Origin of the sequence: Acinetobacter portensis, assembly GCF_010646905.1 — a bacterium.
GTDB classification, from domain to species: Bacteria; Pseudomonadota; Gammaproteobacteria; order Pseudomonadales; family Moraxellaceae; genus Acinetobacter; species Acinetobacter portensis.
Map to the genome: position 1 here is coordinate 2,216,888 of NZ_JAAARQ010000002.1, position 15,746 is coordinate 2,232,633.

Annotated in this window: 15 protein-coding genes and 1 tRNA gene; 4 read left to right on the forward strand and 12 right to left on the reverse strand. The window is 36.2% G+C overall.

Annotation, left to right across the window (positions count from 1 at the left end):
- The 3 genes from GTK57_RS10535 to map form a co-directional block, all read right to left on the reverse strand.
- Window positions 1–960 (reverse strand): TauD/TfdA dioxygenase family protein, encoded by a 960-nt coding sequence (locus GTK57_RS10535; protein ID WP_163123382.1) that lies wholly within the window; start codon window positions 958–960, stop codon window positions 1–3.
- Window positions 961–1,217: 257 nt separating this feature from the next.
- Window positions 1,218–2,435: an MFS transporter gene (locus GTK57_RS10540; RefSeq protein WP_152874265.1), complete on the reverse strand. Its 1,218-nt coding sequence runs from the start codon at window positions 2,433–2,435 to the stop codon at window positions 1,218–1,220.
- Window positions 2,436–2,581: 146 nt separating this feature from the next.
- Window positions 2,582–3,409: a type I methionyl aminopeptidase gene (map, locus tag GTK57_RS10545; protein WP_163123386.1), complete on the reverse strand. Its 828-nt coding sequence runs from the start codon at window positions 3,407–3,409 to the stop codon at window positions 2,582–2,584.
- Window positions 3,410–3,621: 212 nt separating this feature from the next.
- On the opposite strand from map, the gene rpsB reads away from it, so the two are divergent.
- The 3 genes from rpsB (at window position 3,622) to GTK57_RS10560 (ending at window position 5,982) form a co-directional block, all read left to right on the forward strand.
- Window positions 3,622–4,368 (forward strand): 30S ribosomal protein S2, encoded by a 747-nt coding sequence (gene rpsB / locus GTK57_RS10550; protein WP_152874263.1) that lies wholly within the window; start codon window positions 3,622–3,624, stop codon window positions 4,366–4,368.
- Between the two features lie 141 nt (window positions 4,369–4,509).
- Complete coding sequence (gene tsf, locus GTK57_RS10555) at window positions 4,510–5,385, forward strand: translation elongation factor Ts (RefSeq protein WP_152874262.1); 876 nt, start codon at window positions 4,510–4,512, stop codon at window positions 5,383–5,385.
- A gap of 84 nt (window positions 5,386–5,469) precedes the next feature.
- Window positions 5,470–5,982, forward strand: a complete 513-nt coding sequence (locus GTK57_RS10560; RefSeq protein ID WP_163123389.1) for a DUF3465 domain-containing protein — start codon at window positions 5,470–5,472, stop codon at window positions 5,980–5,982.
- Window positions 5,983–6,193: 211 nt separating this feature from the next.
- Here the strand turns inward: GTK57_RS10560 and GTK57_RS10565 are convergent, their stop codons facing one another.
- From GTK57_RS10565 to GTK57_RS10595, 7 genes are all read right to left on the reverse strand, one after another.
- Complete coding sequence (locus tag GTK57_RS10565; protein WP_152874260.1) at window positions 6,194–6,808, reverse strand: septal ring lytic transglycosylase RlpA family protein; 615 nt, start codon at window positions 6,806–6,808, stop codon at window positions 6,194–6,196.
- A gap of 296 nt (window positions 6,809–7,104) precedes the next feature.
- Window positions 7,105–8,106 (reverse strand): lytic murein transglycosylase B, encoded by a 1,002-nt coding sequence (mltB, locus tag GTK57_RS10570; RefSeq protein WP_152874259.1) that lies wholly within the window; start codon window positions 8,104–8,106, stop codon window positions 7,105–7,107.
- Window positions 8,107–8,127: 21 nt separating this feature from the next.
- A complete protein-coding gene (gene rodA, locus GTK57_RS10575) occupies window positions 8,128–9,270 on the reverse strand; it encodes a rod shape-determining protein RodA (RefSeq protein WP_163123393.1) in 1,143 nt (380 codons plus the stop codon).
- A 134-nt stretch (window positions 9,271–9,404) separates the two neighbouring features.
- A complete protein-coding gene (locus GTK57_RS10580) occupies window positions 9,405–10,055 on the reverse strand; it encodes a hypothetical protein (protein ID WP_152874257.1) in 651 nt (216 codons plus the stop codon).
- A 27-nt stretch (window positions 10,056–10,082) separates the two neighbouring features.
- Window positions 10,083–10,895 carry an NADPH-dependent 7-cyano-7-deazaguanine reductase QueF gene (queF, locus tag GTK57_RS10585; protein WP_152874256.1) on the reverse strand — a complete coding sequence of 271 codons (813 nt, stop codon included), beginning with the start codon at window positions 10,893–10,895 and terminating at the stop codon, window positions 10,083–10,085.
- Window positions 10,895–11,668 carry an ABC transporter permease gene (locus GTK57_RS10590; RefSeq protein WP_152874255.1) on the reverse strand — a complete coding sequence of 258 codons (774 nt, stop codon included), beginning with the start codon at window positions 11,666–11,668 and terminating at the stop codon, window positions 10,895–10,897. Before GTK57_RS10590 ends, queF begins: the two co-directional genes overlap by 1 nt.
- On the reverse strand, window positions 11,668–12,603 hold the full coding sequence (locus tag GTK57_RS10595) for an ABC transporter ATP-binding protein (RefSeq protein ID WP_163123396.1): 936 nt from the start codon (window positions 12,601–12,603) through the stop codon (window positions 11,668–11,670). Before GTK57_RS10595 ends, GTK57_RS10590 begins: the two co-directional genes overlap by 1 nt.
- Window positions 12,604–12,782: 179 nt before the next feature.
- Here GTK57_RS10595 and GTK57_RS10600 point away from each other — a divergent pair.
- Window positions 12,783–12,858, forward strand: a tRNA-Arg gene (locus tag GTK57_RS10600).
- Between the two features lie 45 nt (window positions 12,859–12,903).
- Here GTK57_RS10600 and GTK57_RS10605 read toward each other — a convergent pair.
- Window positions 12,904–14,820: a sensor histidine kinase gene (locus tag GTK57_RS10605; RefSeq protein ID WP_194240565.1), complete on the reverse strand. Its 1,917-nt coding sequence runs from the start codon at window positions 14,818–14,820 to the stop codon at window positions 12,904–12,906.
- Complete coding sequence (locus GTK57_RS10610; protein WP_152875172.1) at window positions 14,730–15,404, reverse strand: response regulator transcription factor; 675 nt, start codon at window positions 15,402–15,404, stop codon at window positions 14,730–14,732. The genes GTK57_RS10605 and GTK57_RS10610 overlap by 91 nt, the downstream gene beginning before the upstream one ends.
- Window positions 15,405–15,746 lie beyond the last annotated feature (342 nt).

Sequence of the window (15,746 nt, forward strand, 5' to 3'; positions counted from 1 at the left end):
TTAGAAAGGTCGACCACCTGCAAGGCTAATACGTTTTAATAATCGTTTTTGTTCAGGTGGAAAAGCTTTGCGAGAGTGTAGCGTGACTTGATTATCCCAAAATACAATATCTCCCGCTTGCCAATGATGTTCATATTGAAATTCGGGTTTAAGTAAATGTTCACGTAATTTAGCAATAAGCTCACTTCCTGCTAAATCATCATAATTAACCAATTCAACTTCAGTACGTGTATTGAGCCAAAGTGCTTTACGACCTGTTTCAGGATGAGTACGTACAAGCGGATGTGCATACGCATGACCAATGATTGGTTGATCTTTAAAGCGATAATGTGGCATTTCTGTTTTATTACTATTCCAGCCTTTATTGTTTTGCGCGCGTACAAATGGGTTATACGTAATAAGTTGAAGCTGATCGATATGTTGTTTGGTTTCATCATCCAACGCATCATAAGCTTTAATGGTGTTATACCACGTGGTTTGACCACCATCTTGCGGAAGCTGAATGGCATACAGCAAAGAACCAAAAGAGGGCTGTGGTGTCCATTGATGATCTGCATGTGGCGAAAGCTCAGAATGACCCGTGTAATCACCTTGATCGACACCATTGGAAACTGGAACAACATCAGGTGGTGTGCCTGTATCTGCTTGATAACCTAAAACAGGGTTGTCTGCTGTTGGGCGGAAAATTGGGCCAAAATAACTTGCGAAAGACAAGTATTGCGCGTCATCTAAAACTTGGTTTTTAAAGATGAGAATTAAGTGTTCAGCCAACGCTTGTTTTAGTTTATAAATGGTTTCACCTGATTGTGCTTTGCGCGCATCGAGTCCCCACACTTCAGCACCTAATGCTTCATTTTCAAGTGGCACAATTTTAATTTCATTTGAGTTTTGAAATTGATCTTCTTGATGCCAACGGGGCGCATCTTTAATTGCTTGAGAAAGTTGTGTTAAAGCGGTCATTTTATTTTTTCACATTTTTATCTTGCTTAGAATGTATGCAAATTCATGGGAAATATGAAATTAAAAGAAATGCTAAGTTTGGAAATTTTAAAGATATGTCGTTTTTATATTTAAAACTGAATATTCAAGCTTAATGTGCACAAAAAGCTTGATTGAAATATTCAAATAATTGAGGGGTTTTAAGCCACAAAGAAAGCGCTATGGCAAAGAGAATAACAATGCCACAGCGAATGAGAAATTTCATCCAAAATAATGAATCAGTCATGAACAATACTTTCCTCGTTCACCCAAAAATGTACGATAACACCGACTATGCTTAATACAATAGAGAACATCCAAATCATATTGTAATTGCCTGTCATATCATGGTTTACGCCACCTAGCCATCCTCCAAAGAATGAACCAATTTGATGGGTAAAAAATACAATACCGCTGAGCATTGAAAGGTATTTAATACCAAACATATTTGCCACAATACCATTGGTTAAAGGCACAGTAGATAGCCACAATAAGCCCATAATGATACCAAAGGCATAAACTGTCCATACGCTAAGTGGAAGCAATAAAAAAGCGATAATGGCAACACCACGCAATCCGTAAAGCCACATTAAAAGCATAGGTTTTGAGTATTTTCCACCAAGCCAACCTGCGCTATATGTTCCGACAATATTAAATAAACCAACAAGTGCTAAGAAAACTGTTCCTGTTGTTGCATTAAAGCCGTGATCTATTAAATAACCGGGTAAGTGAATACCAATAAAGACCACTTGGAAACCGCACACTAAAAAGCCTAAAGCCAAGAACCAAAACGGTTTGTGATTTTTAGCAATGACCAAAATTTGTTTAAAGCTAAGTGCAGGTTTAGTATTTGCAGATGTTTGAGCAGTTGGATCTTGATATGCAGGGGCTTTGAGCATGAATGCTAAAGGCACAATGAATGCAATCAGAATGGCGCTTACAACCAATGCAGCAGACCATCCAATATTTTGTAAAAGGAGTAGGGTCGATGGCAACATTATAAATTGTCCAAACGAACCTGCTGCACTTGCAATACCCATTGCTAAGCTACGTTTTTCAGGTGGTGCAGCGCGACCAACAGCAGAAAGTAAAACAGAAAAAGAGGTTGCAGAAAGTGCTAAACCTAAAATTAAACCTGCGCTTAAATTGAGTAGTAATCCTGTTGAGCTGACCGCCATAAGTAATAAGCCAACCGCATAAAGAAAACCACCTATAGCCACAACAATTTTACTGCCGTATTTATCTGCCAATGCACCTGTAAATGGTTGAGCTGCACCCCAAATTAAGTTTTGCATGGCAATGGCTAAGCTAAAAACATTGTGCCCCCAACCAAATTCATGACTCATTGGAACAAGATACAAACCAAAAGCATGTCGTACACCCAATGAAAGCGCCAAAATTATGGCACTACCAATTAACATATAGATTAATGGCTTGGAGAATTGAGTATTCGACATATTTCTTCCGTGAATATTTTTTGCTTTTAATTATAGTATTCGATTCGAGATGTAATAACGATCAATTATATTTGATCAATCAATAAAATTTAGTTATAAAAAATGGCTACCTAAGTAACCATTTTTCTGTCATTTAATATTCTAAATTAAACATTAAAACGAGATAAATCTTCTTCAGGACGAGCTGTTAAAACCTCTACACCTGTTTTTGTTACAAGAAGTGTGTGTTCATATTGCGCAGATAACTTATGGTCTTTAGTAACTACAGTCCATTTATCGCCTAAAAGTTTAGTTTGCCAAACACCTGCATTCACCATAGGTTCAATGGTAAATGTCATGCCTTCTTCTAAAATCATACCTGTGTTTGGTTGACCATAATGAAGTACTTGTGGTTCATCATGGAAAGTTGTTCCAATACCATGACCACAGTATTCGCGCACTACACTGAAACGTTCAGATTCAACATATTTTTGAATGGCATGACCAATATCACCCATTGTTGCACCCGGCTTAACCACTGCCATACCACGGTACATTGCTTCTTGCGCAACATTACATAAACGGTTTGCAAGAATAGATGTTTCACCACCAATGATGTACATCATATTGGTATCGCCGTGGAAGCCATCTTTAATCACGGTTACATCAATATTTAAGATGTCGCCTTTTTTCAAAATTTTACTTTCCGATGGAATACCGTGACATACAACATGGTTCACAGATGTGCAAATTACATGTTGGAATGCAGGACGACCAGGGGCTGCGCCATAGCCTAAGCATGCAGGAATGGCATCTTGTTTATTGACAATGTAGTCATGACAAATCGTATCAAGTTCAAGTGTGCTTACACCCGGAACAATATGCGGTTTGATCATATCCAAGACTTCTGCAGCCAGTCGACCTGCAACACGCATCTTCTCGATATCTTCCGCAGATTTAATTAAACGACGGGGTGCTTCGTAAGTATTGCTCATGATCTTTAAAAACTTTTGGAAATTTATATGTGACTATGGTATAAATAGTCGCCCATTTTATCAAATGCTTTTTCGTGAATTAATTTCACGGGCTTTGTGCGATGGGGCAATAAAATCCGCACATATATCGACACATATCTCTGGGTGCCTTTTTATAAAGGTGGAGAATGCGGATATATGGAGGCCTAACCCAAACATTTAAGGTAAAGAAAATGGCAGATTACAACGTAGGTATGCGTGACCTTCTTCAAGCAGGCGCGCACTTTGGTCACCAAACACGTTTTTGGAATCCAAAAATGCGTGAATACATCTTTGGTGCACGTAACAAAATTCACATCATTAACCTTGAGCACACTGTTCCTGCGTTAAACGATGCTTTGAACTTTGTTAACAACTTAGCTAGCAAAAAGAACAAAGTATTGTTCGTTGGTACTAAGCGTGCTGCTTCTGCGATCATTCGTGAACAAGCTCAACGCGCTGGTCAACCATATGTTGATCACCGTTGGTTAGGTGGTATGTTGACTAACTGGAAAACTCTTCGTCAGTCAATCAACCGTCTAAAAGACCTTCAAGCTCAATCTGAAGATGGTACTTTCCTTAAGCTTACTAAACGTGAAGCTTTAGAACGTACTCGTGAAATGGAAAAACTTGAACGTGGTCTTGGCGGCGTTAAAAACATGGGTGGTTTACCTGATGCATTATTCGTAATCGACGTTGATCACGAAGCAATTGCAATCAAAGAAGCTAAAAACCTTGGTATTCCTGTAATCGGTATCGTTGATACAAACTCTAACCCAGACAACGTAGACTACGTTATTCCTGGTAACGATGATGCGATCCGTGCAGTAACACTTTATGCTTCTGCTATGGCTGATGCTATTCTTGCTGGTAAAGAATATGCTCAATCACAAGCAAATGCACAAGCTAAAACTCAAGAAGCTCCTGCTTCTGAGGCTTAATGCGTTTGACGCAGGCTTGTCATTTTTGCGACATGTGATCGTGGCAAACTAAGCGTTATGTATGCAGACGGCCCATTGGATACCTTTGGGCCGTTTCTGTTCTAAAAAGAATTCATTTTCTACCGAATTTAGGAGATTCTCATGACTGCAGTTACAGCAAGCATGGTTAAAGAATTGCGCGATCGTACTGGTCTTGCAATGATGGAATGTAAAAAAGCTTTGACAGAAGCTGGTGGTGACATCGAATTAGCGATTGATAACCTTCGTAAATCTGGTCAAGCAAAAGCAGCTAAAAAAGCAGGTAACATTGCTGCTGATGGCGCAATCACAATTGCTCAAGCGGGTAATAAAGCACTAATTTTAGAAGTTAACTGTCAAACTGACTTCGTTGCTAAAGACGAAAACTTTGCTGGTTTCTCTGCTAAAGTTGCTGCTGCTGCTCTTGCTGCTAACGTAACTGATGCTGCTCAAATTGCTGAATTGAAACTTGAAGATGGCGCAACTGTTGAAGAAGCGCGTATTGCTCTTGTTCAAAAAATCGGTGAAAACATCCAAGTGCGTCGCGCAACTATCGTTGAAGGCGACAACCTTGCAGTTTACAAACACGGTCTTCGTATCGGTGTTGTTGTTTCTTACGCTGGTGATGACGCTACTGGTAAAGGTTTGGCTATGCACATTGCTGCATTCAACCCAGTTGCTGTTAATGCTGAAGGTGTTTCTGCTGAGCTTATCGCGAAAGAAAAAGAAATTGCTGAAGCTAAAGCGATTGAATCAGGTAAGCCTGCTAACATCGTAGAGAAAATGGTAACTGGTTCAGTTGAGAAATACTTGAACGAAGTTGTTCTTGAGCGTCAAATGTACGTAATTGACAACGATAAGAAAGTTTCAGAAATTCTTAAATCAACTGGTACTACAGTTGCTCAATTCGTTCGCTTTGAAGTAGGCGAAGGCATTGAGAAGAAAGTTGAAATGAGCTTTGCAGAAGAAGTTGCTGCTGCTCAAGCTGCTGCTAAATAATTTTACTGAATAAGTAAATTATTTAAAAAAAGCCCCATACGGGGCTTTTTTTATGATTAAAATAAATAAAAATAGGAAAATCTTATGGCGAATAAAGCAAATTTAACAATAGGTGGGGTTGTTGCAGTATTGGTTGCTGCATATTTTGGTATGGATGTTCAGCAAAACGATATCCAGCAAAACAATACTGTTGATCAACTGTCCAACGAAAATAAACCTTCTGAACGAAAAGTAGTACAAGTCACTTCGTCTGCGCAAAAGAGTGGAACGCGCATTATTGAAAATGCGTTTAAAAATAAACTGAGTAATGTTCAGGTTGAAGGTGTTGGAAAAGTTGTAGCAATATTACCCGATGATAATGAGGGTTCGAGACATCAAAAATTTATTTTAGAATTAGAGAGTGGGCAGACTATTTTGATTGCACATAATATTGATTTGGCATCACGTCTTCAGCATTTGAGTAAGGGTGATATGGTTCAATTTTTTGGCGAATATGAATATTCTGCAAAAGGTGGCGTTGTGCATTGGACGCATCATGATCCACGAAAAAAACACCCAGATGGATGGTTAAAACATAATGGCAAAACCATTAAATAAATTTAAAAAACCAAAAGTCTGTATTTTGCGAAATTTAAGCTCTATTTTTTAAAAGAGCTAGTTAGGTAGCAAAAAAATCAAAAACCACCGTAGGTGAGAATAGAGAGCGAAATTTAATGGGTTTTGTTGTAGATATCTTGACTTGTAATTGTAAGTTTAAAAAAAAGCCACGTTTTCGTGGCTTTTTGTCAAATATAGTTTTAAGTGAAATTTAAGAGTTTGGACCTGCTACGCGCTCAATACTTACTTTAGTTTGACCTGCACTTGTAAAGCCAAGTTGCTTCGCTGCACCATAAGATAAATCTAGAACACGGTTACCATGGAATGGGCCACGGTCATTTACTTTTACAACGACACTTTTACCTGTTGCGTTATTTGTTACACGAATGTAGCAGTTTAAAGGTAATGTGCGGTGAGCAGCAGTCATTGCATTCATATCGAATGTTTCGCCACTTGCTGTTTTACGGCCATGGAACTGACGACCATACCAAGAAGCAACACCTGTTTGGCTAAACTTACGAACTGTATTTGAAGCAACAGAGTTTAACTTTTCAATCACAGAAGGCTCTTCTGCTGGAATTTCAATTTTCGCAGCAATAGTTTGACGACGAATTTTGTCGGCAGAACGTTCGGTGATTGAAAGGCTATTAAGATTAGAAAGATGAGAATTAAAATTCTGAGCATCTTTATTAAGCACACGAGCAGCTAAACCTGAATTTTCAGATTCATGAATAAATGATGAAGATTGCACCATTTCTGCTTGCGACTGACTTAAGCTAAATAAGACAGTAGATGTGGCTATTAAATATTTCAGCGAAGAATGCATTATTGATTAAACTCCTAGGCATTTTTTTCTAAATTTTCAATAATTTGTGATATTGAAAAGTAGAGGTGATGCCAAATTTTTCACTTTTGCAACTACATTTGACGAGTAGGATAATATTCATCCAGATACAAAGGTGTCTAGTCTGAATCTACAAATAGTTGTAAAAAGTATCAAAAGCGTAGTTTGTTTGATTAAAAAATAAACAAATATGTAACAGAGTATATATTATGCTTAAAAAATAATCAATAAACCAAATAAAATTCTTGACTTTATTTGTATGGATTAAAAAACTGGCCTTAACGACCAGTAACTTCGGTACCTAAAAGCCATAGTGCTGTGGCATACATGCGACTTTTGTTATATGTCGTGATGACCTGAAAGTTTGGATAAGTAATGTAATAAACAGGTCCGTAGCTTTCTTGAAGTTGAATTACATTCACTAAATCTAGGTCGTCAATTTTGACTAGTGGGTTAAGTGGGGTAATTCCTTGTGTTTTTAAAACACCATAAGGGATCGGTTGTTTTAAATCTTGAGAAATAATGGAATCAGGATTGTTACCTGTGTAACGCGCTTGGAAGGCAATTGGTTGATCACGTTGCCAACCATTTTGTGCTAAATAATTTGCAATAGAACCAATCGCATCAACCGCGGAGTTTCTTAAATCGACATGTCCGTTGTTGTCATAGTCCAAACCAAATCTTGGAATGTTACTTGGCATAAATTGAGGATAACCAACAGCACCTGCATAAGAACCGACTATTGAGTTTGCAGCAACGCCATCTTTATAAGACCAAGCAATGAGTGCAGCGAGTTCATCTTGGAAGTATTGTGCGCGACGTTCATAGCCAAAGCCTAAAGTTGCCAAAGCATCTCGGGTAATAAAAGATCCTTTATTTGAGCCATAACCTGTTTCTACGCCTAAAATTCCCAAAATAACGGATTGAGGCACACCAAATTGCTGTTCAGCACGGTTTAATGTATCTGCATATTGGCTTTTAAATGTAACACCACGACGAATCGTACCTTCGGATAGAAAATTAGTTTTGTATGAATACCAAGGTTTACTTTCACCTGGACGATTCATGATATTAATAATATTGGGAAGATTCTTGGCGCCATTCATTGCCCAATCTATTTGAACATCACTTAAACCGTAAGTTTGCATGGTTTTTTGTTTAAAGTTTTGGTACTCAGGGTTTGATTTAAAGTCATTGGCATGACAAAAACTCGTTAGTGAAAAAGCCCCGAGTATTAAAGGTAAATGCATTATTTTTTTATAAAATTTTTGAGTAAACATAAATACAAATTTCCAAACATATTATCTGTGTGTGTGGATTGACATAACGATGCCAAAAGATGCCATTAACGTAATAATTGCCGTACCGCCATAACTCATAAACGGTAAAGGGATTCCCGTAACAGGTAATATACCGCTAACCATGCCTGCATTCACAAAAACATAGACAAAAAAGGCGAGTCCTAAGCCACCTGAAAGCAATTTACCGTAATTATCTGGAGAACACATGCTAATTTGCATAGTTCTCATGATAATTGCAAAATAAAGTAGCATTAAGATAAGAATACCAATAAAACCAAACTCTTCAGAAAATGCCGCAATAATAAAGTCTGTATGACCTTCGGGTAAATAATGTAGATGTGATTGTGTACCTGATAAAAAACCTTTACCTGAAATACCGCCAGAACCAATGGCAATTTTAGATTGAATAATATTCCAACCCGATCCTAATGCATCTGCTTCAGGATTGAATAAAGTCATGACCCGTTTCTTTTGATAATCGTGTAGTAAAAACTCCCAAAGAAAGGGAACAACAATTGCAACAGCCGTGCTTGCAACAGCAATTAAACGCCAGGATAAGCCAGCTAGGAAAAGAACAAAAATCCCGCTGGCAAGTACTAATGCAGATGTGCCTAAATCGGGTTGCTTTGCAATCATCAGGAACGGTAAAACGGTGAGAGCTAAAGTAGTAGTAATACGAAAGAAAGACGGTGGTAAGCTTCTTCTCGATAAATGCCATGCAGCCATCATTGGCATAGCAATTTTCATAAACTCACTGGGTTGAACGCTACCAAAACCAGGAATGTCGATCCAGCGCTGTGCCCCCATACGCACTTCACCAATAACAAAGACAGCTGCTAATGCAAGTAAACCAAAACCATAAAAAAACGGTGTAAAAGATTCATAAATTTTAGGCTGTATTTGTGCAAGCATAAACATCACAATAAAACCAATGCCAAAGCTCATGATTTGCTTAGATAGCATGAGTACATTTTCACCAGATGCACTATATAGCGTGACAAATCCAAGTAAAGCAGTAAGTGAAATATACAAACACAGCCAAGGGTCTAAATGTAGACGTTGGAAAAAAGACATTTTATTTGATTTGCCTAAACCGTTTCGAGGCGAATAGCGCAAAAATTTATACTGGATGTCTGAAGACATAGCTAAATATAGGATTAATTGTAATGTTTTGGATGCTATCACAGGAAATTATAGAGTGATAATGAATCTAAAAATATTGATACAAAAAAACCTAGCAATGCTAGGTTTTAATGGAGATAAGAGAATAAAGGTGTTTAGTTGTGAAACAAACTGTCATGATATTCAGCAACAGTCAGTAATTCATCTTTAGTTAAATTAAGAAAGATTTTGTCGGTTGCAATATGCACGGCTTTTGTTACGGCAGAAGCACCAAGATCGGCAGCTTTGCGTTTAATCATGCCTAAATCGAGTGTTTTATTAAAGTCGATCATAAAGTGACGAACAGTTGCTTCAGCAAATTGTTTATACAATTCTGACAAAGCTGCTTTATTCACATCATTTCCAGCTTTAATTTCAGCGAAAGTCATCTTTAAGTTTGTCACCAAACTTGCATCTAGATTCTCACCAACACGTAAATTTCCATCAGCATCTTTAAATAAGCTACTTTTTGAAAATTCAATAGATTGTTTCACAACATCATTAGAAGCTTTGCTCATGAGCTGTTTAAGTAAAACTGCAACAGTAGATTTCACATAACCTGCCAATTTTTCAGCGGTATCTCGTTTATCACTTGGTGGAAAATGACGAACAAGCTCAGTCAAAATTGCATCAATAATCTCATCATTAATGAGTAAAGCTGTTTTATCACGTAGTGGATAAAGTGGCTCACTTGAATTTTTCTTTTGCTGTGCTATTTCAATGCTGTCTAAAAGTTCTTTAGATGGAATAAATCCAAAAAATGGCATAGTTGTTCAACCTCAATGTTGTTTATTTTACTGTCGTGCCAATCGAATTGGGCGAGGCATCCATGTTAAGTCAGATACACGGCATGGATTAATATCTAAACCGCCACGACGTGTATAAGTTGCATAAACCATTAACTTTTCAGGTTTAAGGTTTTGCCAAATATCGGCAAACATTTGTTCCACACATTGTTCGTGGAAACCGTTATGTTGACGATACGAAATGATATAAGCCAAGATACTTCTGTAACAAGGCTTTTTACCTTTAAATCGTATAAATACAGTACCCCAATCGGGTTGTCCAGTGACTGGACAGTTACTTCTTAATAAATGTGAATAAAGCTGAACTTCAACATCTTCATTTGAATCATCAAGTTTTAATAAAGATGAATCTGGATGATTTTCCAAACGCTCAGGTAGAAGATCATCAATACAAATGCCTTCAGGCTGTGCAATGTCTAAATCATTTGCATCAAATAAGTCAATTGTCACTTCAGCTTCGGCAGCCGCAGATAAATCTTTTTCTACAGTAGCAATAAAAGCTTCTTTAGAGTCGAACTTGGTAAAGTTCATACTATTAAAGTACAGCTTTAAAGATTTCGATTCGATGAGATTGGGTGATGATGCTGGAAGTGTCAAACGACCAATCGCCACTTGAGGAATTCCATGTGCATTTAACCATGAAATTTCAAAAACATGCCACCAATCCTTACCCTGACGAATATGATTGATATGACTATAAGACTCACGTGCTTGTTCACGAGAGATGGGAAATAAAATATCGGGTTGATATTGTGTTGGGTAATGGGTGTCTTTACCCAATAAAGATTTTTCTACGCTCATTATTCACGCATTCCTGAACCACGAGAAAGTAAATAGTACGCTATGCCATAAAGCACAGCACAACATAATGTAATGACTGTTAAAGATAGAGCAACATTCACATCGCTATGACCTAAAATGCCATAACGGAAAGCATTGACCATATAAACAATAGGGTTAACTAAAGATAGATTTTGCCAAAATGGGCTTAATGCTGAAATGGCATAAAATACGCCACCTAAATAGGTGAGTGGTGTAAGTACAAAGGTTGGAATAATTGAAATATCATCAAATGACTTTGCATAAACAGCATTAATAAAGCCACCCAATGAAAATAAGAAAGAGGTGATAAGTACTGTATATATAGTCACAAACCAATTGGTAATATAAAGGTCTGTAAAAAATAAGCTCATTGCTGTAACAATAATACCAACAAGCACACCTCGAGCAACACCACCTAAAACATAACCCCATAAAATGGCATGCAGAGGTACAGGGCTCATAATCAATTCTTCAATGCTTTTTTGAAATTTAGCACTAAAGAAACTTGAAGATACGTTGGAATAGCTATTGGTGATAACCGCCATCATAATTAAACCAGGCACAATAAATTGCATATAGCTAAAGCCACCCATTTGTCCAATGCGTGACCCGACTAAATTACCGAAAATCACGAAATAAAGGCTCATGGTGATGGCAGGCGGTAATAATGTTTGCGGCCAAATGCGCATAAAACGACGGATTTCTTTATGAACAAGGGTATAAAGCGCAACTCTAAGTTGAGTGAAATTCATTATTGCGCTGCTCCATCTAGGTTCTTTTCGACCATTTTGACAAATAACTCTTCAAGACGATTCGACTTATTACGCATACTACGAACTTGTATTCCTTGAGCTTCAAGTAATTGGAAGAGTTCATTTAAGCTATGGGCTTTATCCATAGTAACTTCTAAAGTTACAGCATCGATTAAATTGAAATGCACACCAATAATGTCTAAAGCAGGAGCTTGAATCGGTTGTGCTAAATCAAAAATAAAAGATTCTTCATTAAGTTGATTTAAGAAGTTCTTCATTGAGGTGTCTTCTTTAATTACACCACGGTCAATTATTGCAATTCGACGACACAGCATTTCTGCTTCTTCTAAATAATGTGTCGTAAGAATAATAGATGTGCCTTGATCATTCATTTCTGTGAGGAAATCCCACATAGAACGTCGAAGTTCAATATCTACACCTGCTGTTGGTTCATCTAGAATAAGAAGTTTAGGATTATGCATCATGGCACGGGCAATCATTAAGCGACGTTTCATACCGCCTGAAAGCATGCGAGCTTGAACTGCTCGTTTATCCCAAAGCCCCAATTTTTCTAAATATTGTTCTGCACGTTGTTCTGCAACTTTCTTAGGAATGCCGTAATAACCTGCTTGAGTCACTAAAATATCGAATGTTTTTTCGAAGTGACCAAAGTTAAATTCTTGAGGCACAATACCAAGGCATTGTTTTGCTTGCGATGGATGGGTATCTAAATTATGACCAAAGATTTCTACAGAACCCGAAGTTTTTTTAGTCAATGAGCTGATGATGCTAATGGTCGTTGATTTTCCTGCACCATTTGGTCCTAGAAGTGCATAAAATTCGCCTTCTGGTACAGTTAAACTTACGCCTTTCAAAGCTTGAAAACCATTTTTATAGGTCTTAGACAGATCTTTTAGCACTAGTGCATCAGTCATGTATTTCTCGCTAGGTGAATAATAGGCATATTGTGAGTGATCTTGGTTCAGAAACCAAGCCAATAAAGAGAAATACTCTGTTGTAAATTTAGAACGTTGTATAAAGTATAAGCACTAAAAATAGTTACTTATATATAGATGCTTTACCTTCTGGTTTTTTTTGTTATGATGTGCGTCGCGCGCTCATAGCTCAACTGGATAGAGTACAGGTCTCCGAAGCCTGTGGCGTGGGTTCGAGTCCCGCTGAGCGCACCATTTCTTTAATAAAAATGAATAATAAGCTTTATTACAATATAGTTTTTATGATTTTTTAAATCTTACTTTAATGATTGTTCCATTACTTGAAGATTTAACTTCAAATAGACCCTCAAGGCGGATCACTCGCATTTTCATACTATGTAATCCTACATGTGCAGCATTTGAGACCAAATCGGTATCGAATCCAATACCATCATCTACTATATTTAGCGTTAAATCATTTTGGGTTTGAATGAGAGATATATGGATAATTTTTGCATGGCTATGTTTTAAAATATTAGTTAGTGCTTCTTCAAGTACGCGAGTTAAGGTTAAACATTGCAAAGAGGTTGGTGGATAAATCCATTCCAGTGGTAAATTCCAATGTGCAACAATACAAAGTTCATCAAAGATTTCCATGAATCTGTATCGGGTAGAAGCCGCCCATAAAATTGGGTTTTCAGGTGTCTGAGCATCTAAACTAGAGCCTTGATCAATAATTTGTCGTAGATCATTACGAAGTAGCTTTAGAATTGATAAAAATTTATCTTTTTCTAGATGCTCATTTCTATTCACAAATTCAATTGAACGTACAAGTGAACCACCAATTCCATCATGAAGATCTCTTGATAAGTTAATTCTTTCTTGTAGTAGAATATTATCTAAAGCGAGTTTATATTGAGAATTTAATGATGTACTTAATTTAAGTGTTACATGATTAATTTCTTCAGTCAGTGTTTGGTTGAATTTAGAAATCACATTATTATTGCGATACAATCTGAGTCCTAATAATAATCCTAAAAATATAGCAGTAAATGGTGTAATAAATGGCGACCAAAACTCATTTTGATACGTCAATATTATATAAGCATCATGTAATGCAACAGGCACAAAGAAAGCATGTAAAGCAGCCATTAAATAAATTTCAATTTGCTTAGATTTATAAATTAAAAATGGATAAGTGGAATTTTCTAATAAAAAAACAATCATATTTATTATAAAAAAGGCTTGAATGGCTTGTTTAAGGTATAGATCGGGAGTCGAAATAAATACAATTGTTGCAATAAGAAATATAGCGAATAGTAGTTTTTCAATTTTAGGAAATTTTAAATTGGCAAATCTCCAAATTGAAATACAAGAAACTATGGTATAGGTTGAAAATAACCATGCTAAAAATCTTTCAAGTTGGAATGTAGTTAGTGATGGAGAAGTAATAATAAAAAATGATGAATAAGAAACCCAAAATAGTACGCTAATGCTAATCCATAAATATGCTGATTCTTTACGGTAAATAATCCAGACCATAATGTAAAAAATACCGACAATAATATTGATGAGAAAACCAATAGTAATTAATGTCCGTTGATTAAATTGATATTTATTAAAAAGAGGTAACACTTGATTATAGGTGTCAAGATGAATTCGACCTAGATTCGCTTCTTGAATAGGAGAGCTTGCAACATAAATCCAAAGCGTATTATTTTTCTGTTGTATTTCTGATCGAGGAAGTGACCAAATACGAGGTACATTCCAACTGCGAGATAAAGGTTCAATTAAAGATTGATCTTGCCAAAGTAAGTCATTATTTAAATATACTTTGCCAGCCATATTGATGTGACTAATAACCAGACCAAGAGGTTCTTTTGCATCTGGACATTGATCAGACCAGTGTATTTGATACCAAATATCACCTTTATAATTTGGCCAATGAAACTTTGTGAAATCTGGAAATTTGTGTACATTTACCCATCCAGTTGAAGGGCGTATATCTTGATTTTGTGGAAGCGCTTTAGCTGTTTGAACTGAGGTGATTTGAGGTTTGCAAATTTGTTTAATATTTTTTGTATTTGCATGTATTTGGCAACTAAAAGATATTAGACACAGTATTACTAAGCTAATAAGCCTAAATTGCGTGCAGTATGAATGGCTTTTGATCTGTTGCTTACAGACAATTTTCGATAAATATTCTTTATATGGCATTCGATTGTATATTTTGAGAGAAATAGCGATTCGGCAATTTCTCTATTACTCATCCCCAAGGATACTAAATTTAAAATTTCTTTTTCTCTTTTAGAGAGTAAATCATTCTGAACCGTATTAGTATCTTTTTCTATTGATTGAAAAGAAATTTTTTCTAAAATTCGTTGAGCAATAAATGGATCTATTGGTGCTCCACCACGAATTACACTACGGATAGAGAGTAAAATTTCAAAGTCATCACGCTCTTTTAAAAAATAGCCTGTAGCACCATTTTTGATTGCGTGCAAAATCGTTTCTTGAGTATTGCATGTTGATATAATTAAAGATGGAATATCAGGATTAAGTTGGTTGAGTAGACTAATAATTTCTAGACCAGATCCATCTGGTAACCCCAAATCTATTAAGGCGAGTCCAATTTGATGCTGTGAAATTTGGTATTTAGCATCTTGAATTGACTGAGAGAAAATAAAGTCCTTTTTTTTATAACCCAATTCAATCAATAGATTTTCCGCGCGTTGTTGCATGGAAATATCATCTTCTAAGACTAAGACAGGTGTTGGTAAGATCATTTCATGTTGTTCCATAAAATATATTCCTTTTCCTGTAGTTTATTTAAGAGAAAATCAGATAGTAGAGACTAAGTATTAGTGTGTTTTATTTTTCACTGTAGCTCAGTTACTTATAAAAAGACAAATCATATTTATAAGGATCTATTTGTGAGTTTATACACGATATTTCAACATATAGTTACAGTTTTTAAGAAATAAAAAAAGATTTGAAAAACTTTAATTTGCAAAAATAAACTTAATTTATTTTATATAAGATGTTGTATTTAATATTAAATTCATAAATTTTAATGTGAATAACCAATTAAAAAATTATGTGATTAGGTATTAAAAATACCAAATTGTAGTGATATGTAAATT